Annotated in this window: 23 protein-coding genes, 1 other RNA gene and 1 pseudogene; 9 read left to right on the forward strand and 16 right to left on the reverse strand. The window is 30.9% G+C overall.

From position 1 onward, the window contains the following. Positions 1–73 precede the first annotated feature (73 nt). Positions 74–383: RNase P RNA component class A (gene rnpB, locus BM072_RS02010), an RNA gene on the forward strand. A gap of 29 nt (positions 384–412) precedes the next feature. Here rnpB and BM072_RS15625 read toward each other — a convergent pair. The 8 genes and pseudogenes from BM072_RS15625 to BM072_RS02050 all read right to left on the reverse strand — a co-directional run. After that, a pseudogene (locus BM072_RS15625) lies at positions 413–1,144 on the reverse strand (LuxR C-terminal-related transcriptional regulator); the annotation flags it as partial. A gap of 218 nt (positions 1,145–1,362) precedes the next feature. Then, entirely contained in the window at positions 1,363–2,304 is a 942-nt protein-coding gene (locus BM072_RS02020) for a transketolase family protein (protein ID WP_092906458.1), read from the reverse strand. After that, positions 2,304–3,032: a hypothetical protein gene (locus BM072_RS02025; RefSeq protein WP_125112899.1), complete on the reverse strand. Its 729-nt coding sequence runs from the start codon at positions 3,030–3,032 to the stop codon at positions 2,304–2,306. The genes BM072_RS02020 and BM072_RS02025 overlap by 1 nt, the downstream gene beginning before the upstream one ends. 19 nt (positions 3,033–3,051) lie before the next feature. After that, complete coding sequence (locus BM072_RS02030; RefSeq protein WP_125112898.1) at positions 3,052–4,518, reverse strand: hypothetical protein; 1,467 nt, start codon at positions 4,516–4,518, stop codon at positions 3,052–3,054. A gap of 22 nt (positions 4,519–4,540) precedes the next feature. Continuing rightward, positions 4,541–5,386: a transketolase gene (locus BM072_RS02035; protein ID WP_092906067.1), complete on the reverse strand. Its 846-nt coding sequence runs from the start codon at positions 5,384–5,386 to the stop codon at positions 4,541–4,543. A 203-nt stretch (positions 5,387–5,589) separates the two neighbouring features. After that, positions 5,590–5,832 carry a hypothetical protein gene (locus BM072_RS02040; RefSeq protein ID WP_092906460.1) on the reverse strand — a complete coding sequence of 81 codons (243 nt, stop codon included), beginning with the start codon at positions 5,830–5,832 and terminating at the stop codon, positions 5,590–5,592. Position 5,833: 1 nt separating this feature from the next. Further along, positions 5,834–6,616 (reverse strand): pyrroline-5-carboxylate reductase, encoded by a 783-nt coding sequence (gene proC / locus BM072_RS02045; RefSeq protein ID WP_092906069.1) that lies wholly within the window; start codon positions 6,614–6,616, stop codon positions 5,834–5,836. 19 nt (positions 6,617–6,635) lie between these two features. Then, positions 6,636–8,168: a sodium:solute symporter gene (locus BM072_RS02050; protein ID WP_092906070.1), complete on the reverse strand. Its 1,533-nt coding sequence runs from the start codon at positions 8,166–8,168 to the stop codon at positions 6,636–6,638. A 107-nt stretch (positions 8,169–8,275) separates the two neighbouring features. Here BM072_RS02050 and recR point away from each other — a divergent pair, with 107 nt between their 5' ends. Together recR and BM072_RS02060 are read left to right on the forward strand one after the other, a co-directional pair. Then, a complete protein-coding gene (recR, locus tag BM072_RS02055) occupies positions 8,276–8,890 on the forward strand; it encodes a recombination mediator RecR (protein ID WP_092906072.1) in 615 nt (204 codons plus the stop codon). Beyond that, the gene (locus tag BM072_RS02060) at positions 8,890–9,960 is read left to right on the forward strand and encodes a glycosyltransferase family 2 protein (RefSeq protein WP_092906074.1); all 1,071 of its coding nucleotides are present in this window, start codon (positions 8,890–8,892) and stop codon (positions 9,958–9,960) included. The genes recR and BM072_RS02060 overlap by 1 nt, the downstream gene beginning before the upstream one ends. A 2-nt stretch (positions 9,961–9,962) precedes the next feature. Here the strand turns inward: BM072_RS02060 and BM072_RS02065 are convergent, their stop codons facing one another. From BM072_RS02065 to rsfS, 6 genes are all read right to left on the reverse strand, one after another. Beyond that, the gene (locus BM072_RS02065) at positions 9,963–10,226 is read right to left on the reverse strand and encodes a hypothetical protein (RefSeq protein ID WP_092906076.1); all 264 of its coding nucleotides are present in this window, start codon (positions 10,224–10,226) and stop codon (positions 9,963–9,965) included. An 86-nt stretch (positions 10,227–10,312) separates the two neighbouring features. Further along, positions 10,313–10,963: a phosphatidylserine decarboxylase family protein gene (locus BM072_RS02070; protein ID WP_092906078.1), complete on the reverse strand. Its 651-nt coding sequence runs from the start codon at positions 10,961–10,963 to the stop codon at positions 10,313–10,315. After that, entirely contained in the window at positions 10,960–11,808 is an 849-nt protein-coding gene (locus tag BM072_RS02075; RefSeq protein ID WP_092906080.1) for a phosphatidate cytidylyltransferase, read from the reverse strand. The genes BM072_RS02070 and BM072_RS02075 overlap by 4 nt, the downstream gene beginning before the upstream one ends. A gap of 2 nt (positions 11,809–11,810) precedes the next feature. Beyond that, positions 11,811–12,416, reverse strand: coding sequence for a hypothetical protein (locus tag BM072_RS02080; protein ID WP_092906082.1), 606 nt, complete (start codon positions 12,414–12,416; stop codon positions 11,811–11,813). Positions 12,417–12,544: 128 nt separating this feature from the next. Continuing rightward, entirely contained in the window at positions 12,545–14,557 is a 2,013-nt protein-coding gene (gene ftsH, locus BM072_RS02085) for an ATP-dependent zinc metalloprotease FtsH (protein ID WP_092906085.1), read from the reverse strand. 24 nt (positions 14,558–14,581) lie between these two features. Next, positions 14,582–14,950: a ribosome silencing factor gene (rsfS, locus tag BM072_RS02090; protein WP_092906087.1), complete on the reverse strand. Its 369-nt coding sequence runs from the start codon at positions 14,948–14,950 to the stop codon at positions 14,582–14,584. Between the two features lie 93 nt (positions 14,951–15,043). On the opposite strand from rsfS, the gene BM072_RS02095 reads away from it, so the two are divergent. The 4 genes from BM072_RS02095 to BM072_RS02110 are packed head-to-tail and all read left to right on the forward strand — an operon-like array spanning position 15,044 to position 17,172. After that, positions 15,044–15,757 (forward strand): biotin--[acetyl-CoA-carboxylase] ligase, encoded by a 714-nt coding sequence (locus BM072_RS02095; RefSeq protein WP_092906089.1) that lies wholly within the window; start codon positions 15,044–15,046, stop codon positions 15,755–15,757. 27 nt (positions 15,758–15,784) lie between these two features. Then, positions 15,785–16,300, forward strand: coding sequence for an isopentenyl-diphosphate Delta-isomerase (idi, locus tag BM072_RS02100; RefSeq protein WP_092906091.1), 516 nt, complete (start codon positions 15,785–15,787; stop codon positions 16,298–16,300). A 12-nt stretch (positions 16,301–16,312) separates the two neighbouring features. Continuing rightward, complete coding sequence (locus BM072_RS02105; RefSeq protein WP_092906093.1) at positions 16,313–16,723, forward strand: 6-pyruvoyl trahydropterin synthase family protein; 411 nt, start codon at positions 16,313–16,315, stop codon at positions 16,721–16,723. Next, the gene (locus BM072_RS02110) at positions 16,720–17,172 is read left to right on the forward strand and encodes a peroxiredoxin (protein ID WP_092906095.1); all 453 of its coding nucleotides are present in this window, start codon (positions 16,720–16,722) and stop codon (positions 17,170–17,172) included. The genes BM072_RS02105 and BM072_RS02110 overlap by 4 nt, the downstream gene beginning before the upstream one ends. Before the next feature lie 335 nt (positions 17,173–17,507). Here BM072_RS02110 and BM072_RS02120 read toward each other — a convergent pair whose 3' ends face one another. Next, entirely contained in the window at positions 17,508–18,182 is a 675-nt protein-coding gene (locus tag BM072_RS02120) for a YiiX/YebB-like N1pC/P60 family cysteine hydrolase (RefSeq protein WP_245752026.1), read from the reverse strand. 43 nt (positions 18,183–18,225) lie between these two features. On the opposite strand from BM072_RS02120, the gene BM072_RS02125 reads away from it, so the two are divergent. Together BM072_RS02125 and gcvT are read left to right on the forward strand one after the other, a co-directional pair. After that, complete coding sequence (locus BM072_RS02125; protein WP_125112896.1) at positions 18,226–18,588, forward strand: hypothetical protein; 363 nt, start codon at positions 18,226–18,228, stop codon at positions 18,586–18,588. A gap of 77 nt (positions 18,589–18,665) precedes the next feature. Then, the gene (gene gcvT, locus BM072_RS02130) at positions 18,666–19,742 is read left to right on the forward strand and encodes a glycine cleavage system aminomethyltransferase GcvT (RefSeq protein WP_092906101.1); all 1,077 of its coding nucleotides are present in this window, start codon (positions 18,666–18,668) and stop codon (positions 19,740–19,742) included. Between the two features lie 293 nt (positions 19,743–20,035). Here the strand turns inward: gcvT and BM072_RS02135 are convergent, their stop codons facing one another. Then, positions 20,036–20,533: a DinB family protein gene (locus BM072_RS02135; protein WP_092906103.1), complete on the reverse strand. Its 498-nt coding sequence runs from the start codon at positions 20,531–20,533 to the stop codon at positions 20,036–20,038. Positions 20,534–20,593: the final 60 nt, after the last annotated feature.

The raw sequence follows: 20,593 nt of genomic DNA on the forward strand, positions 1-20,593 counted from the left end.
TTTAGCTAAGAAAGCCTTAAATATTTTATTTGAGGCTTTTTTTTATTTCGAATAGTTTTGCAGTACATTTGTGCAAGCAAGCCACTTTGTCGCTGCGAATTTATTCGGAGAGGAAAGTCCGGACACCAGAGAGTAAGCATAGCGGGTAATGCCCGTCACTTCTTCGGAAGGAGGACAAGTGCAACAGAAAGTATGTACAGTTCGGCTGTAGTGAAACCAGGTAAACTCTATGCGGTGCAATGCCATGTATACCAGCAGTTAAGGGCTACTCGTCCGTTGCTGGGGGGTAGGCAGATGGAGACCTTGGGTAACTAAGGTCCTAGATAAATGACAAAGCATTACTTTTGTAATGACAGAATCCGGCTTATCGGCTTGCTTTTTTATCTTCAAAATAAAGACTAAGTAACTCAGACGTATTACCGCAATTATTTTTTTTGAGAATATTGCGACGATGCGTATCCACTGTATGTTTACTAATTCCTAGCGCTTCGGCAATATCTTGACTTGTAAAACCTTTGATGAGGTACTCAAAAATATCACTTTCTTTATTGGTTAAAACTATTTTATTTTCTTGATTTTCATTCAGAATTCGAACCAAGCGATCACCTAATTTAAAAATATTTAACTTCGGAATTCCACCATTTTTGATGTGTGTAATATCAGACAAAAAGCAAAATGTTCTTAAAGGATTAAGGTTTTGACTTAATTCTAAATAAAAGTGTTGAACATACAATTGACGGTAATTTCCATCTTTGTGTTTTGCACGAAAATCGTAACAGTATTTATATTGTAATTTTTCGGATAGAATATTATTTCGATTAAATTCAGTAAACTTTTTCTGAATTTCGAAAACATGTGGAAGATCTTTTGGATGAGCAATTTTAATAAATAAATCGAGGTCAAATTCGGTCGTCGTATAACCCAAAACATTTTGTACTTGATCAGAAACATATTCAAATTTTCCCAAAAAAGGATTCACGATATAGATAAAATAATCACCAACAGAAATAATATCGATAATATCTTTTAGTCGAAGATATTTATCATCATTCGTATAATTATCTTGTGGTTTTTCAGAGTTTTCACTCCATATTTTTTTGATAAGCGAAAGATAATCAATTGTAGGTTTTGATTCGTTTTCCATTTTTTTAGGTATAAAGAGTAAGTAGGTTTTTGAATTTTTTATACTGATTAATGAGTATTTTTTATCATAAATATTAAAATTACATTTGTGTAAAGATATCGATTAAAGATGTTTAACAATTAACCTACTAACGTAAACCATATGTAAGTTGTTATTGACTTATTAACAAAAAAGGAGCTTATATAAGCTCCTTTTTTATTTCTATATTATTTATTGTCTTATAATAATGATTTTACTTTTTCGATAACTGCGTTAGAATCGATTTTGTATTTTTTCATTAATTCTGCTGGTGTTCCAGATTCTCCGAATGTATCGTTAACTGCAACAAAAGCTTGTTTTGTAGGACATTTTTGTGCTAAAACACGTGCAACAGATTCTCCTAAACCTCCTAAGATATTATGTTCTTCTGCTGTAACAATTTTACCCGTTTTCTTAACCGAATTGATGATAATTTCTTCGTCTAAAGGCTTAATTGTATGAATATTGATTACTTCACAAGAAATACCTTCTTTCTCTAATTCTGCAGCTGCAACCAAAGATTCCCAAACCAAATGTCCAGTTGCAACAATTGTTACATCTGTACCTTCGTTCATTAAAATACCTTTACCAATCTCAAATTTTTGATCAGCTGGTGTAAAAACTGGAACAGCCGGACGACCAAAACGTAAATAAACAGGACCTTCGTATTCGGCAACAGCAATTGTAGCCGCTTTTGTTTGGTTATAATCACAAGGATTAATAACAACCATACCAGGTAACATTTTCATCAAACCAATATCTTCTAAAGTTTGGTGTGTTGCACCATCTTCTCCTAATGTTAAACCTGCGTGCGATGCTGCAATTTTTACATTTTTGTTAGAATAAGCGATTGATTGACGAATTTGATCGTAAACACGTGCTGTAGAAAACTCTGCAAAAGTTCCTGTAAAAGGAATTTTACCACCAATTGTTAAACCAGCAGCAATACACATCATATTAGCTTCTGCAATTCCGATTTGGAAAAAACGTTCTGGATTTTCTTTGATAAATTGATCCATTTTTAATGATCCAATTAAGTCAGCACATAAGGCAACCACATTTGGATTTGTTCTTCCTAATTCAGTTAATCCGTCTCCGAATCCACTACGTGTATCTTTTTTTTCTGTGTATGTTAAGTCTATCATTTTTTATTTTTTTGAGTATTACTCTTTGTTTTGTTTTCGTTGTATTGTTTCTTGTAATTTTCTAATTCTGTTTTCTCATCAAATTTAAAAATAGCATCTTCTTGCGCTTGTTTTTGCTCATCTTCATCCAATTCTTCTTTCATCACATCAGCTAAAGAACCAAATTTTTCTAAAATAAAATTTTGATCAACACGATAAATCAAACCTTTCAAATTTAATTCAGGATTGATAAACGGAACTGTATTGATTGACGAATTTGTATCAATGCAAATTTCGGTTACTTTATCTTGCTCATCGTCTTTTTTAGTGATCGTGTAAACGTCACATTTTTTATCTAAAATGGTTTCCTTTTTATCTGTTTTTTTGACGATAAAAGAATTTGAAGTGTTTACAATATTAAGACTAGGATTATCAGTATTTAAAAAAGCTGAACCTAGCATGTCTTTTGTTCCTTCAAAATCAATCTTAAAAACGCGATTATTTTCTTCTTCCGAATAAACAGAATATACATTGTCTCCAATTTTTAATGACGCATAATTGCCCATTGGCGTTTGCGTTATCAACAAATTAGCGGCATTGTCTTTTGTCGAATAAATATTCAAAAAATCAGAATAAAAATCACTTTTTATACGATATTGAATAATGTTTTCAAACTTATATGTTTGCATTTGTGCAAAGGATAAACTAAAAACGAATAATAAAATGATGCTAAAAGCCTTTTTCATACGGAATGATTTTTAACGATTAGTCTAAAGAATTAAGGAAAGTTGTTAGCTTTTCTTTGTCTTCTTTTGTCAATTTATCTGTTTTATTGTTAATTTCTAAAACACTTTTGCGCAACGCATTTACAGTTTCTGGTAAACCAACACTTCCACTATTATAGATGTATAAATCGCAAACTTGACCTGCGTAATTGTAAACTAAATTTCCTAAATCTTTATCAGAAAATGTTGGAATCTTCGTTTTTAAATCAGTACAATGTTTTGGTGCGATTTTTAAATATTCTTTTACATCAGGATTATTAATTGCTAAATCAATTACACTAATGTCATCTGTTTTGTATGTCGACTCATAAGGATCGTAATAATCAGCCAAAGATACCTCTGTCGCTGCATAAGCAGAATCTACAGCAGCTGCAGCGTCATCTGTCGCATCGTAATTAGGATCATCGACTAATTTAAATGCCTTTGCGTCATCATAATATTTTTTGAAAAGCTCATTTAATTCTTTTACTTCACTTTTGTTTGCTAATTTATTCTTTTTGAATTGTTTTATCAATTGATTTGTAGAGCCTTGAGCCGTTGTAAGAGCCGTTGATCGCTCGATGTCAGGATTTCCATCAAAATCATTGTCCGTATAAACCAAATTATAGTTTAATGAAGCAATAGTCGCAAAAAGATTATTGACATTATTACTTTCTGATGATTGATATGTGTAATAATTAATAATTGGGTCTTCGTATCGATTGTCTGGTGAATAAGCTTCAACCGCTGAGGTTGTAGAATCTATATTCGACATTAGATTATCATATTCTTGTTTCTTTTTTGCAATTTCGTTTGTAAAATCTTCGATTTCTTTTTTCTCATCGAAGCTAACTTTTACATTAGAATTTGCAATACTTTGAATTGTTAATCCATTAAAATCTCCTGCATCATATCGTACTAAAAGTCCTTTTAATTTTGTTTGAGGAAATATAATACCAACATTGTTTATGGCATTTTTTTCGTCAATACATAGTGTTGATGCGTTTTCTCCTTCTATTGTTGATGTTAATTCGTATTCATTACATTTATATCCATTGATTGTTGTAGATGAATTTAAATTTTTTATTGATAAAAATTTCTCAAATAAATTATCTGAATAGGGTTTTAAATTTTCGTCAGAAACTCCTTCGTAATAATAAGGCGCTTTAATTGATAATTGATTCTCTAAAGAATTGGCATAAACTTCGAAAAACTTGCTGTTGTTAATAAAGAAAGCATCTTTATTAAAACTTCCGTTAACATATGGACCACCTTCTGATGTTCCTAAAATAGCGTCTTTCGAAAGATATGTAACAAACAGCAAATCCTTTTGTCCTTCAAAATATGTACTATATTCCTCTGGTAAACTAATTTTGTAGCTAACTTTCTTGTCAAACGAATAGTTTTTTTCTTGCCCAAAGGCAGTCAAAGAACAAAGTGTAATAATTGAATAAAATAAGTTTTTCATAGTAAGTGGTTTTTGTTAGTGTTTAGTAATCTGTTAATTCAGTTTCTGGATTCTGAGTTAAAGCATTTTCTAATTGTTCGTCATTAGGTGCTTTTCCGTGCCAAGAGTGGCTTCCCATCATATAATCAACACCATTACCCATTTCTGTGTGTAATAAGATTGAAACTGGTTTTCCTTGTCCTGTTAACGATTTTGCTTTTTCTAAAACAGCAATAACTTTTTCTAAATCATTTCCGTTTTCTTCTTGTAAAACGATCCATCCAAAAGCTTCAAATTTAGCTTTCAAATCTCCTAATGGTAAAACTTGGTCCGTATCACCATCAATTTGACGACCATTGTAATCTACAGTTGCAATAATGTTATCTACATTTTTACCTGCAGCATACATCAAAGCTTCCCAAACTTGACCTTCTTGTAATTCACCATCACCGTGTAATGTGTAAACCAATTTATCGTCGTTGTTTAATTTTTTTGCTTGTGCCGCACCAATTGCAACAGATAAACCTTGTCCTAAAGATCCAGATGCAATTCTGATTCCTGGTAAACCTTCGTGTGTTGTTGGGTGACCTTGTAAACGAGAATCTAATTTTCTGAATGTAGCTAATTCGCTTACTGGGAAAAATCCTGATCTTGCTAAAGTGCTATAAAAAACTGGCGATATGTGTCCGTTTGATAAAAAGAATAAATCTTCTCCTTTTCCGTCCATAGAGAAATCAGAAGAATAGCTCATTACTTTACCGTATAAAGCGGCTAAGAATTCTGCGCAACCTAATGATCCACCTGGGTGACCACTGTTTACGGCATGTACCATTCTCAAAATATCTCTCCTTGTTTGTTGTACTTGTGTTTGAAGTTCTTGAAGTGTCATTGTTTGTTTATAAAAATTTACACAAAAATAATCTTTTTTTGAACGGCAAAAAAATGATAAAACGCAAATCACTACAATTGGGGATAAGAATTTTTAGGTTTTCTAATTGAGGTATATTTTAACCAAAAAAGACGAACAATTGTTCGTCTTTTTTGGTCTCTATTTATCTTGTTAAGCGTAATGTTAATATGCTAGAAATGTGATTAATCTTCTACATGCCATTCGCCACGATGAGGAATTAATGCGTCACGAACTTTTAACATTTCTGATTCTACTACAATTAAATAAGCTACTGCATATTCTGGCTCAACTTCTACAAATTCAGAAAAAGTACTTTGTAAGTTTTCTTTTTCTGCAAATTGTTTTAAATGTATTGCATGATGTTTTGCAGTTGGTAGCGCATCAGGACCATAAAAATCCCAAATTAATTTTAATTTCTTTTCCATTTTAAATTTTTTCAAATGATGTTTTAATTCCTTTGATTAATGCAGAACTAAATCCTTGGTGTTCCATTTCATTAAGACCTGCAATTGTACAACCTTTTGGTGTTGTTACTTTGTCAATTTCTTGTTCGGGATGCAAACCATTTTCAATTAATAATTCGGCAGCACCTTTTACAGTTTGTGTTACAATTTTTGTAGCTGTTTGTGCATCAAAACCAATTTCTATTCCGCCTTGTATCATTGCGCGTATAAATCGTAAAACATACGCAATTCCACAAGCACCAATTACAGTTGCAGCATTCATTAATTCTTCGTTAATGATAACTGTTTCTCCTATCGGATTAAAAATTGTTTTAATTTCTTCAACAATATTTACATCTTTATTATTACCACAAATACAAGTGATAGATTCTTCTACAGCGGCAGCAGTATTTGGCATTCCTCTAAAAATAGTCATTCCGTTAGGTAAAATATCTTCGTAGGTTTTTAAAGAAACTCCAGTCGCAACAGAAATTAAAATTTTATTGGGCGTAAAATCATTTTTTAATTGTTCTAAAACTTCAACAACTTTATAAGGTTTTACGCAAAGCAAAATATAATCGGCTTCTTTTATTGCAAAATGATTGTCATTTGTAATAATTACACCATCTTTTTTTAGATGTTCTATTTGAATTAAATTATTACGCGTTGCAATAATTTGTTCAGGTAAAAATGCTTTATTTTTTATTAAACCTTCGGCAATTGCAATTCCTAAATTACCAGCTCCGATAATAGCTATTTTTTTCATAGGTAGTAGATTATGTTTTTTATGATGTGATTTGTGTCGTCTGTTTTGTACTCACCAACCATAAACCGATAAATGTTAATAAACCATTTAAAATGATTAATTCAACACCAATTCTATAATCGGTAAAATTAACAACTAATTGATTTATTAAATAAGTACAAATTGGTGCTAAAATAGCAACAGTTATGATTGAGTATTTTTTATTAATGTTACGTTTTGTTAAAATTCCGAAAGCAAATAAACCTAATAATGGACCGTATGTATAACCTGCAATTTCCATTACCAAGTAAACAATAGATTTATTGTTAATAACTTTAAACATCATAATCAAAGCGAAGAATACGATTGTGAAAATTAAATGAACTCGAATTCTAATTTTCTTTTTTTCTTTTTCTGTTTTTGTATTGTCTTCATTTATATTTAATAAATCAACACAATATGAACTTGTAACGGCTGTTAATGCACCATCGGCAGAAGGAAATAAAGCAGAGATTAATCCAATAATAAAAACTATAGAAATAATCATCGGGATATGATGTCCTGAAAGCGAAAGTGCAGGAAACATATCGTCGCCCATAATATCTTGTCCAAATTGTGTCATAAAGAAACCATCGGTAGTGTAAAATCCACCTTCTTGCATGGCATACAAATACAATAATCCACCTAAGAAAAGAAAGGCAAGATTTACGATTAATAATGTTCCAGCAAATGTCAACATGTTTTTCTTTGCGTTGTGTAAATTATCAACAGAAATATTTTTTTGCATCATTTCTTGATCCAATCCAGTCATTGCAATTGTAATAAACATTCCACCTAAAATTGTTTTCAAGAAAAATGTCTTCGAATTTGGATCCAAATTAATAAAATGTGTGTAATTTTTAGCTTGCATAATATCATAGGCTTGACCAACAGAAAGATTAAGATGCGATAAAATAAACCAAATACAAGCAATTAAACTTATAATCATAAATGAAGTTTGCAAGGTGTCGGTTACTACAATTGTTTTTACGCCACCTTCAAACGTGTAGAGTAAAATCATTAATAATAATACAAAAGTTGTGACCCAAAATGGTACGCCAAGATTGTCTAATAAAAAGATTTGCAATACGTTTACTACTAAATATAAGCGCGCTGTTGCACCAATTCCTCTTGAAATGATAAAAAACACCGAGCCTATTTTGTGCGCTTCAACATTAAAACGTCTTCCTAAATAGGTGTATATCGATGTCAAATTCATTTTGTAGTAAAGCGGTAATAATACGCCAGCAACGATAAAATAACCAAGAAAAAACCCGATTACCATCATATAATATTCAAAACCACCGTAGATATATTCGGTCCCCGTTAATTTACCAACCGTTCCTGGAACAGAAATAAAGGTAACGCCACTTAAACTTGTTCCAATCATTCCGAAAGCAACTAACCACCATTTACTTTTTTTATTTCCGTTAAAAAAAGATTGATTGTCCGAATTTCTACTCGTGAAATAAGAGATAACTAAAAGACCTACAAAGTATACGATAACACAAAGTAGTAAAATTGTTGAGTTCATAATTTATTTAGTAAATAATTCCAAATTTAATATTTTTGAGGATATAAGGACATATAAATTTCAAACAGATAAAATTGTAAATTTGTCGTCTATAATTTTTTGAATAAATGAATTACCCAAGCAAGGTTTTAGAGAAAGCTGTAGAAGAAATGTCGAATTTACCAGGAATAGGAAAACGTACGGCTTTACGACTTGTTTTGCATATGTTAAATCGTCCAAAATCGCAGACGGTTGCCTTATCCGAAGCACTTTCGCATTTGATGGTTGATATAAAATATTGCCAACAATGTCATACAATTTCGGATCAAGATATTTGTGAAATTTGTAGTAATCAATTGCGCGACGAATCTGTGATTTGTGTTGTAGAAGACGTGCGCGATGTAATGGCAATAGAAAATACAGGACAATTTAAAGGTAAATATCACGTTTTAGGAGGGAAGATCTCACCTATGGAAGGAATTGGACCTGGACAATTAAATATTCAAACATTAATTGATCGCGTTCAGCATGAAAATGTGAAGGAAATAATTTTTGCTTTAAGCTCGACAATGGAAGGTGACACAACGGTTTTCTATTTGTATCGACAATTAAAAAATACACAAATTATTTTTTCTACAATAGCAAGAGGTCTAGGAGTAGGTGATGAGTTAGAGTATGCAGATGAGGCAACTTTGGTTCGCTCTATTCAGCATCGAATACCGTACACTGAAAATAAATTTTAATGAAATTATCCATTGTTATTGTAAGTTATAACGCACCAAAACATTTAGAAATTTGTCTTGATTCGTGTCAAGAAGCACTTAAAAATTGTGAAGGTGAGATTATAGTGGTCGATAACAATTCGTCGGAAATTGATTTTGAATCCTTAAAAAAAATCTATCCAACGATTAAATATTTACTGCAAACAGAAAATTTGGGTTTTGCAAAAGCCAATAATATTGGAGTAGAAAATGCGTTGGGCGATTATATTTTAATTCTTAATCCTGATACAATTATTCCTGAAGATATTTTTCTAAAATTAATAGATTTTCATCAATCCAAAGATAAAATAGGATTGGTTGGTGTTCGATTAATTGATACAAACGGAAACTTTCATCCCGAATCTAAACGTAATATTCCGACAGCCAAAAACTCGTTTTCAAAGCTTTTTAAAAGACTTAATAAATCGACATCAAATAATTATTATAAGTTAGAAGTTGATGAATTTGAAACAGCGCCTTGCGAAATTTTAGTTGGTGCTTTTATGTTTACAACGAAACAAATTTATCAAGAAATTGGTGGATTTGATGCACGTTATTTTATGTATGGCGAAGATATTGATATTTCGTATAGTGCAGAATTAGCAGGATATACAAACTATTATAAAGGCGATATAACGGTTTTACATTATAAAGGCGAAAGTACAAAACGAGATAAAAAATATTTTAAAATATTTTTTGAAGCAATGATGATTTTTCTGGCGAAATACTACAAAGATAATTGGTTAAATTATCAAGTTTTAAGAGCAGGAATTGCTGTAAAGTATTGTGTAGAGATGATAAAATTTAATTTATCAAATCAGTCAAATCAGCAAAAAGTTGAGGTAAATAAAAATGAGTTGAATTGGATTAATCAACTTTCTGAACTTAAAAATCAGCAGAATCAAAACATTGTTTTAGATGCCGAACGATTTTCTTATCAAGAAATATTGTCGATTATATCGCAATACAACTCATCAAATACGTCTTTTTATATTCATTCCAAAAACAAAAATTATGTAATTGGCGACGATAAAAAAGTTATTAGTATTTAAAATTATTTTTTAGCTACGCTATCTTTTTTCTCTGTAACATGCATTTCTACAGTTTTTGTAGAATCTTTAGCTTCAGCTTTTTCTTCGTGTTTAGCTTCTTCAGCATGTCCTTCATGTGCTTCTTCGGCAGCATGACTTTTATGGTGCATTTCTTCTGCAGTAGCAGTTTCATGCTCTAATTTAACCACACCGTGATTAACACCTGGTTTAGAATTACAAGAAGTTGCAAATGCAGCCAAAGCTACTATAAGAGTTAATTTTTTCATGTCGTACAAAATTTATTGTAAGGATATATTATGTTTGATAATTGTTTTGACAAAATTAGTTAAAAACATTGATTTAATTAACTGATTTATTTCAATTGTGCAATTTTCTGAATTCCACCTTTTGTTTTATCACCAACTTTTACATTAATCTCAGTTCCCAGTGGTAAAAAGATATCTACACGAGAACCAAATTTGATAAAACCGTATTCTTTTCCAGCAACAGCAGTGTCATTGTCTTTGCTATAACAAACAATTCTACGTGCAACAGCGCCAGCAATTTGTCTAAATAATATTTTTGTATGATCTGCATTTTCTACAACCACAGTTGTTCTTTCATTCAATTCTGATGATTTTGGATGAAATGCTACCAAAAATTTACCTGGATGATATTTAGAATAAATAACTTTTCCGTTAACTGGATAACGCGTTACATGTACATTAAGTGGAGTCATGAAAATAGAAAGTTGAATACATTTTTGATTCAAAAATTCTGTTTCAAAAACTTCTTCTAATACCACTACTTTTCCGTCAACTGGTGCAATAACGCAATTTTCTGACGAATCTGATTCGCGAATTGGATTACGAAAAAACCAAACAACAAATCCGTATAAGATCCATAATGGTAATGCAAAGTAAAATCCATAAACTGGGAAAAAGTAATTTAATACTCCCGTTAAGATTGCAAATAAAATTAAGCAACCAATTAAAATAGCTGTTCCTTCTCTGTGAAGCTTCATAAAGTATATACTAATAAATAATATAAATAGACAAATGGAACGACAAATATAAAACTATCTAGTCGATCTAAAAAACCTCCGTGACCAGGAATTAAATTACTACTGTCTTTTACATTAAAAAAACGTTTTAATTTAGATTCTGTTAAATCACCAATTGGTCCTAAGGCTGCAACAATTAGCCCAATTATCATCCAATTACCATGTAAGTTTTCTCCAAAATATTTCTGAATCAAAAATCCTGTTAAAATTGTAAAAACAATTCCACCAAAAAATCCTTCCCATGTTTTTGCACCCGAAATTTTAGGTGCTAATTTATGTTTACCAATCAAATTACCTGTTATATAGGCAAAAGAATCGCTTGTCCATAATAATACAAAAATAAAGAAAACTTCGTAATGCATTACTTTTTCGCCAAGGTTATAATCAAAACTTGGTAAGGTTAATGCTAAGGCGAATGGCGCAATAATGTAGGTTAAACCTAATGTTGCTTTTCCAAAATCGTTTAATAATTCGTTTGTCGATTTAAAAATAATGTAAATGCTAAAAACAAATAAAACGGGTATGATGAAATAAAGACTTTTTAAGTAAAAATAATAATGATTAGAAGTTTCAAAAGCTTCTAAAAATTCTTTTCCGTAATATCCATACACTATCAAAGCTGCTAATAAAGCGCCTAATTGATAGATTTTAGAAGTAAGTTTTGTGATTTTAAAAAATTCGTACAAACAAAAAAGTCCAAAAACAATCATTAAACTGATTAATCCTTTTGGATGGATTGTTGTTCCTAAAAATATAATAATCGCGTAGATAAGTCCCGAGAAAGCTCTAACTGCTAAATTTTTCATGGCTATTCTTCAACCAATAACAAATAAATATTCTTCGCATTCTGTACGTTAGGAAATTTGTGCATGTTTTTTCCTCGAATCGAAGTAATTTTAGATGGAAGATTGTCTTTTTTTAGTGTTCGTAATTTTTGTAAAGCCGCGCCAACATTTTCAACAAGTTGAGATGGGCGTGCATAGATAATAAAATTTGTCGGAAAATCGTCTATATTTCTTCCACAAGTTTGATGCGCAGAAAGCATGATACTACCATCAAAAGCAATTAAGAATTCGCAATTAAGAAAACTTAATGTGTAACGAGAATCGCTTGGTTTTTCGACAAAAGGCACATCTATAGAAGTTAAGATTTGCTGCAATTGTTTGTCCAAACAAATTAATTCGGTTACGTTTTCGTATTTTACAATTTCTTTTAGGTTTTGGAAAGCTTCATCATTATTATCACAAAATAAAAAATGTCCTCCACCAGCATTAAAATTAGTAGCAAAAATTTCGTCCATAGAAGCATTGTTCTCTGTATAATTTGGATGAAATAAATCAACGTGATTTTCTTCGTCTTTATTATCAGAAACTTGATTCGCTTTTTTTAGTAGGTTTTTAATTGCTTTCCACATGAATTATCATGAATTAATGCGAAATTATTTAATTTCACTCTAAAGGTAATAATTTTTGTCAATATAATATGAAGCAAAAAAAAAATCGTCCAATTAAGACGATTTTTTTTAACATTTTTGATTATTTTTTAAATGTTATTTCCAGATTCTGGTTGAATAACTTGTTCTGGTCCTGCTGCAATAGCGTCTTCCTCTTGTTGTTCAATTTTATCTAACTCATTTATAAATTCTCTTTTTCCGAAAATTTCTTCTAAGTCTTCTCTAAAAATAACTTCTTTTTCAATTAATTTTTCAGCTAAGATGTCAAGTTTATCACGATTTGCAAGTAAAATTTCTTTTGCTCTTTCGTATTGTGCTTCAATCATTGCCTTAACTTCTTCATCAATTATTTGAGCTGTTTTTTCTGAATATGGTTTACTAAAACCGTATTCATTTTGCCCAGATGAATCGTAATAAGAAACATTACCAACTTCTTTGTTTAAACCATAGATACTAACCATGGCAGAAGCTTGTTTTGTAACCTTTTCTAAGTCGCTTAACGCACCAGTAGAGATATTACCCAATACAACTTGCTCTGCAGCACGACCACCCATTGTCATACACATTTCGTCTAACAATTGTTCTGTCGTTGTAATTTGTCTTTCTTCTGGTAAATACCAAGCCGCACCTAAAGAACGTCCACGTGGAACTATAGTTACTTTAATTAATGGTGCTGCGTGCTCTGTTAACCAACCAATAGTTGCATGACCAGCTTCGTGATAAGCAATACGTCTTTTTTCTGAAGGTTTGATAACTTTACTTTTCTTTTCTAATCCACCAATAATACGGTCGACAGCGTCTAAGAAATCTTGTTTTTCTACAACTTCTTTGTTTTTACGTGCTGCGACTAAAGCTGCTTCGTTACAAACATTAGAAATATCTGCACCAGAAAAACCTGGTGTTTGTTTTGCTAAAAATTCTACTTCAACATCTTCACCTAATTTTAATGGACGTAAATGAACTTGAAAAATTTCTTTACGTTCGTTTAATTCAGGTAAATCAACTTGAATGATACGATCAAAACGACCTGGACGCAATAATGCTTTGTCTAAAACGTCTGAACGGTTTGTTGCTCCAATTACGATAACGTTAGATTCCGTTCCGAAACCATCCATTTCTGTTAATAATTGGTTTAATGTATTTTCGCGCTCGTCGTTAGAACCTGTAAAGTTAGATTTTCCACGTGCTCTACCAATTGCATCAATCTCATCAATAAAAATAATTGATGGTGATTTTTCTTTTGCATTTTTGAATAAATCACGAACACGAGATGCACCAACACCTACAAACATTTCGACGAAATCTGAACCTGATAAAGAGAAAAACGGAACTTTAGCTTCACCAGCAACTGCTTTTGCTAATAAAGTTTTACCAGTACCCGGAGGTCCTACTAATAATGCTCCTTTCGGAATTTTACCACCCAATTTTGTGAATTTATCAGGGTTTTTTAAGAATTCGACAATTTCTTCGATTTCTTCTTTTGCTCCTTCTAAACCTGCAACATCTTTGAATGTTGTTTTGATGTGATCGTCTCCTTCAAATAATTTCGCTTTAGATTTTCCTACTGAGAAAATTCCGCCGCTTCCACCTGTTGCTCCTCCAGAACCCATTCTTCTAAATAAAAAGAAATAGATTAAACCAAAGAAAATTAAAGTGATAAAAAGGTTCATAAATAAGCTACTAAATCCGCTTGAAACAACCGTATTTAGTTTTGCTGTTTTATTTGGACTTTTTTCTACGTTAGCATAAAAATCTTTTTCAAAATTTCCGGCATCAGCTACATTAAATGTAAAATTTGCTGACGGACCACTAAAGGCCGATAAGCCGTTATCTGATTTTTTAAATTTTTTAAACTCTTCTGTATTTAAAGCTGCGTCTGTCAAAAAAACATTTACTCTACCCGTTTCTTTTTCTAAATCAGCTTCTTTTACGTAGCCTTTTTCAACATAAGAAAGTAGAGTAGTACGGTCTATATTTTTGGTTGGACCACCCATTCCGCCAATATTATCAGAAAATAATAAAAAGGCAATCAGCAATAACCCAATAATGGCATAAATCCACGTAGGATTAAACCCCGATGGTTTAAAATTATTTTTTTTCAATTTATTTTGGTTTCAGTTTTACGATTAATATTCCATTTCGATACGAGTTTCAATGGCATCTCCCCATAAGCTTTCGATATCGTAATATTCTCTGGATTCTTTTTGGAAGATATGAACAATTACATTTGAGTAGTCCATTAAAATCCATTGATTATTTTGTGAGCCTTCTATATGAAAAGGTCTTTCGCCCATTTCTGTTTTCACAGTTCTTTCTATAGAACCAGATAAAGAGCTTACTTGTGTGTTCGAGTTTCCTGTACAAACAACAAAGTATTCACAAAAAGCATTTTCAATTTCTCTTAAATCTAAAATTGTAATCTCTTCTCCTTTAACGTTTGTTATTCCATCAACAATGCTATCTAGCAAGTCTTTTGTATATTGTGTATCTACCATCTTTTATTTTGTAATTGGCAAATTTAGTGAATCCTTACCAAACTATGAACTTTTTAAAATAACTTTAACCACTAGATAAAATTAATTATAAAAATGAACCTGATAAGTTTTGACTCTTTGCCTAGTACCAACGAATTTCTAATGGAATTGTCCAAAAAAGATGCCAATAGTTGGACTGTCATACATGCGAAAAACCAAACAAAAGGAAAAGGTTATGCAGGAAACGAGTGGAAAGTTGTAGATGGAGAAAATTTAACCTTTAGTTTTTTGTTGAAAACAGATTACACTTTTCAACAATTAATTTATTTTAACGAATGGATTTCGAACACAATTTGCCTATTTTTAAAACAATTTCACCCAAAAAATAACGTAAAATGGCCAAATGATATTATTTTGAACGATAAAAAGGTTTGCGGTATTTTAATCGAAAATCATCGTTCTAATCAAATTATGCATTCAATAATCGGGATTGGAATTAACGTTAATCAAACTGATTTTAATCATTTGCCCAAAGCTTCTTCATTAAAAAATATTACTGACACACAATATGACATCGAAGCAATTTTGACAGATTTGGTTGAGTTGTTTCAGAAAGAATATCATATTTTAGAGCAAAAGAAATTTGATTTGATTCATGAAACGTATTTAAATAACCTTTTTAGGAAAGATAAAATTTCACAATTTAAATTAGATGGCGTAGAAGTTGCCGGAATAATTAGAGATGTAAACGAGGCTGGAAATTTGGTTATCGAAATAGATCATCAAGCAAGAGAATTTAAACATAAAGAAATTGAACTTCTTTTTTAATCCTATAGAATAAACTATTTTTGTTAGATGAAAGAATTCGTGGTTTTAGTTGATCAAGATGATCAAAAATTAGGATTGATGGAAAAACAACAGGCGCATGTTGCAGGTTTGTTACATCGTGCATTTTCGGTTTTTGTATTCAATTCTAATGGCGAATTGATGATTCAGCAACGTGCTGCAAGCAAATATCATTCACCAACTTTATGGACGAATACGTGTTGTAGCCATCCGCGCGATAACGAAACGTATGATCAAGCTGCGCACCGACGTTTGAAAGAAGAAATGGGATTTGATTGCGATTTAGAGTTTAAATTTAGTTTTATTTACAAAGCGCATTTAGACAATAATTTAACCGAACACGAATTGGATCATGTTTTTATCGGAACGTATAATGACGAACCAAAACTAAATCCAGAAGAAGTAATGGCATATCGTTGGGTTGATTTGATGGATTTGAAAAAAGATATCGAAAAAAATCCTCAAAATTATACGGCTTGGTTCAAAATTATTTTTGAACATTACGTATCTTATATCGAAGCCTAAAAAATAATACAGATGAAAGTAACTGTAAACAGAAAAGCTCATTTTAATGCTGCGCATCGCTTATTTAACCAAAATTGGAGCGATGAAAAGAATTTCGAAGTTTTCGGAAAATGTTCTTATCCACATTTTCATGGCCATAATTACGAAATTATTGTAAGTGTAAAAGGAGAAGTTGATCCCGAAACTGGTTTTGTGATGAATTTGGACGAATTACGTCAGATAATTGAAGTAGAAGTGGAGGATTATTTGGATCATAAAAATCTAAATATAGACATCGAAGAATTTAAAAATACAAATCCAACAGCAGAAAATATTGTGATTTTAATTTGGAATAAAATTAGAGCAAAATTAAATGCTGATTTAGAACTTAAAGTAACATTATACGAAACACCACGTAATTTTGTAGAATACGACGGCGAATGAAAATAGGAGAACATTTACCAACTTTTTCGTTGGAAGATAATAAAGGAAATTGGTTTAACTCGGACGAATATTTGTACAAAAAATACTTTGTACTATTTTTTTACCCGATGGATTTTACACCAACTTGTACCAAAGAAGTGTGCGAATTTAGAGATTTGAATGCAGATTTTAAGGCTTTAGATACCATAATTGTTGGGATTAATGGACAATCTACATCATCTCACGAAAAATTTTACACGAAACATCAACTTAATTTTCCGTTACTTTCTGATAAAGGCGCAAAATTATCAAAGCGATTAGGAATCAAAAAGAAATTTGGATTGATAACGCCGCGCGAAACATTTGTGTTTAACAAGCAAGGCATATTAATAGAACATATAGTTTCTAATTTAGCAAACATACATATAGAAAAAGCGATAGAAGCAATAAAAAAAGACCAAGAAAATTAATTTTCTTGGTCTTTTTGTTTGTATAAATATTTTCGGATAAGAACTCTATAAATAAAGAAAATCAATGTTCCGATTGCAGAACTTATTAACATAGATTGCGTATCGCTTTTATCAAAAAAATATTTTAGAATAAATAAAACGATAAAAAATAAAACCGAATATATAATGTTTTGTTTCATGAGGTAAAAGTAATTATTTATGATAAAAGTACATCAATCAAAAATTTTGTTTTAATAAAATGAATCTTTTAAATGTTTATGTGAAGCTGAAATAAATTCAGCTTGACAAAATTCAGAACGTCATTCTAAACTTGTTTCAGAATCACATCATATATTTTACATTTTCAATTCACCAATTTTAATCAATTTCTCCGAGCTTGCTAATTGATTTGGGTTTGTACCAGGTTCGTCTTGTGGAACTTTTTTTCCTTTCTTACTGTAAAAATCAACCCAAAAATCATCAATTTTTCCTGTTTCTTGATTTTTAAAATTCATCGGAATTAGTTCGAAAACGTTATCATTTCGAAAAGCTCTTTCTACAAAATCCGAACAATATAATTCGTCATCATTCAAAATATATAACCAATTGTACGGTTTTCCTAACATTGTTTTTGCTTTAGAAATAGCATTTGGAATGGTTTTCTGATAATCATCTTTTAAACGATAAATGACAATTTTATTGTTTTTTTCGGTTTGAGAAGTATAAAAATGATGAATTTCTTCGCGCTGAGAACCGCCCATTGGCGCCGCATGTAAAACAAAAAAAGAATCGGAGGTTTTTTCAATCAATCCAACATGATCAAAATTTGTTTCTTCAGATAATTTTGTAACCCGATTTATAGCGCCCGATAGTTCTTCGGTTTGGGCACCAACAAATATTAAATCGCCATTTTTGATGTTTTTAGTAAGATTATTTTCTTTCTCAGTAATCAATTTAGTTTTCGTACAACTATTCATTGTCAATGTAAATAGAACTAAAAAGATAGGAAATAAAATGAATATTTTTTTCATTCGGAATGAATTGTTACTTTTAAACTACGAATTAACCATAAAGATGGATATAAAAAAAGGATTAACCATAGCAATTGTAGTTTTATTGATTTTTGTCGGTATATCTATTGTTATTGGGAGTAACAAGGATCGTCGCGTTTTTTTTATTAATGATTTTAGCAAACCGATAGAAAATAGTATTCCATCGAAATTAGACAAAGATTATTCGTATCAAATTGTAAAAGTAAAAGGGAAAACCAACGATACAATTCTTATACAACCTTGCGAAGATTGCGCGCCAAAGAAATTGGTTGGTAAAATTGATGAAAAATTTCAAATCAAATTTCAGAAAGGTAAATCGATCATGCGTTTTGACCCGTATAAAGCGACAGACGGCGATTTGAAAATTATACATAAAATTAGATAAAATTTTATTGACTAATTTTTCTACGAATTAATTCCTTATTTTTGGGAGAATTATAAACTTATCAAAGCAAACAAACAATGAAAGTAACTGCATTAAACCAAAAGCACAAAGATTTAGGTGCAAAAATGGTTCCTTTTGCTGGATATGAAATGCCAGTACAATACGCAGGTGTTAACCAAGAACATTTTGCTGTACGCGAAAAAGTTGGCGTTTTTGATGTGTCTCACATGGGACAATTTTTCTTGAAAGGAGAAAAAGCAACAGATTTATTGCAATATTTATTAACAAACGATGTAACTAAAGTCGCAATAGGACAAGCTCAATATAATGCAATGCCAAATGAAAAAGGTGGTATTGTAGATGATTTAATTATTTACAAAATTGCGGATAACGAATGGATGGCAGTTGTAAATGCATCAAATATTGAAAAAGATTGGAATTGGATGACGAAGCACAATACTTTTGGTGTTGAGATGACAAACAAGTCAGACGAAATGTCTTTGTTGGCTATTCAAGGACCAAAAGCAATCGAAGCAATGCAAGCTTTAACAGATATTAATTTAGCAGAAATTCCTTTTTATCATTTCGAAATAGGAAAATTTGCAGGTTTAGATAATGTTATTATTTCGGCAACAGGCTATACAGGTTCTGGTGGTTTCGAAATTTATTTTGCAAACGAGCAAGCAAACGAAATTTGGGATAAAGTGATGGAAGCTGGTAAAGCTTTTGAAATTGAGCCTTGTGGTTTAGCATCTCGCGATACTTTACGTTTAGAAAAAGGTTACTGTTTATATGGTAATGATATTAATGATGAAACAACTCCATTAGAAGCTGGCTTAGGTTGGGTAACTAAATTGGATACAGGATTTATTTCTTCGGATATTTTAAAGGCTCAAAAAGAGGCTGGAGTAGAAAAGAAATTAGTAGGTTTCAAAATGATTGAAAGAGGAATTCCTCGTCATGATTATAAAGTGGTAGACGATTACGAAAATACAATTGGTATTGTAACTTCGGGAACACAATCGCCAATTTTGAAACAAGGTGTTGGTTTAGCTTATGTAAATATTGATTTTGCTAAAGTTGGAACAAAAATTAGAATTCAGATTCGTGATAAAAATATTTTAGCAGAAGTAGTAAAAACTCCTTTTGTATAAATAAAACGATAAATAAATAGAAAGCCATTACAATTGTAATGGCTTTTTTTATAGAATCAATTTGTGCGATTAGTATATAAATAATTTGAGCATTTATTATTTAAGAATAAATAAAATTATCTTGATAATTCTATGAATCCTATAAAAATGTTAAATATTATTAAAATAATCTTAATAATATTTGTCATGTTATTTTATTATTGATATTTTTGAGTATCAATATTACTGATCAGTGATATTAATTAACACTAATTATGATTTTAAGGCTTCTGCACAAGAAGCCTTTTTTGTTGTTAAAAAGTTTGAGAATCTGCGCTTGGTCCGTAGCTAGATGGTAACTCAATATCATTTAAACGATAATAAACACCTAATTGCGCACGATGATGTGTAATTTGATTTAAGGCATGTCGAATAGCTTCGTATTTAGAAAAATCGAAAAGAGTTGTTTCTCCAGCACACATTTTCCAACGTTTTGATAAATCATCTTCCGAAGCATTTTCTAAAGCCGATTTCCCTATAGCATAATCTTTGTCTAATTCTTTTAATAAATCAGTCGCTGTTTCATAATGAGAAGGTTTATAATCTCCTGCTTCAAAATCTAATTTATCTGTTTTTAAAACTAATTCTGGCCACGCAAAAACTTCCACAATATGATTGCTTAATGTTTTGATGTCCATACTTTTTTCGTGCGGTTTATAGTCGGTTTTATCATTCGGAAATTTAGCTATGAATTCTTTCGTAATTTGATATTCATGTTGCAATTCGTTTTGTAAGATTTCTACTGTTTTCATATGATTTTGATTTATAGAATTAAGGTACAAAAAATGAGAACACAGAATAAAAAAACTGCT

Source organism: Algoriella xinjiangensis, from assembly GCF_900115015.1.
Taxonomy (GTDB): domain Bacteria; phylum Bacteroidota; class Bacteroidia; order Flavobacteriales; family Weeksellaceae; genus Empedobacter; species Empedobacter xinjiangensis.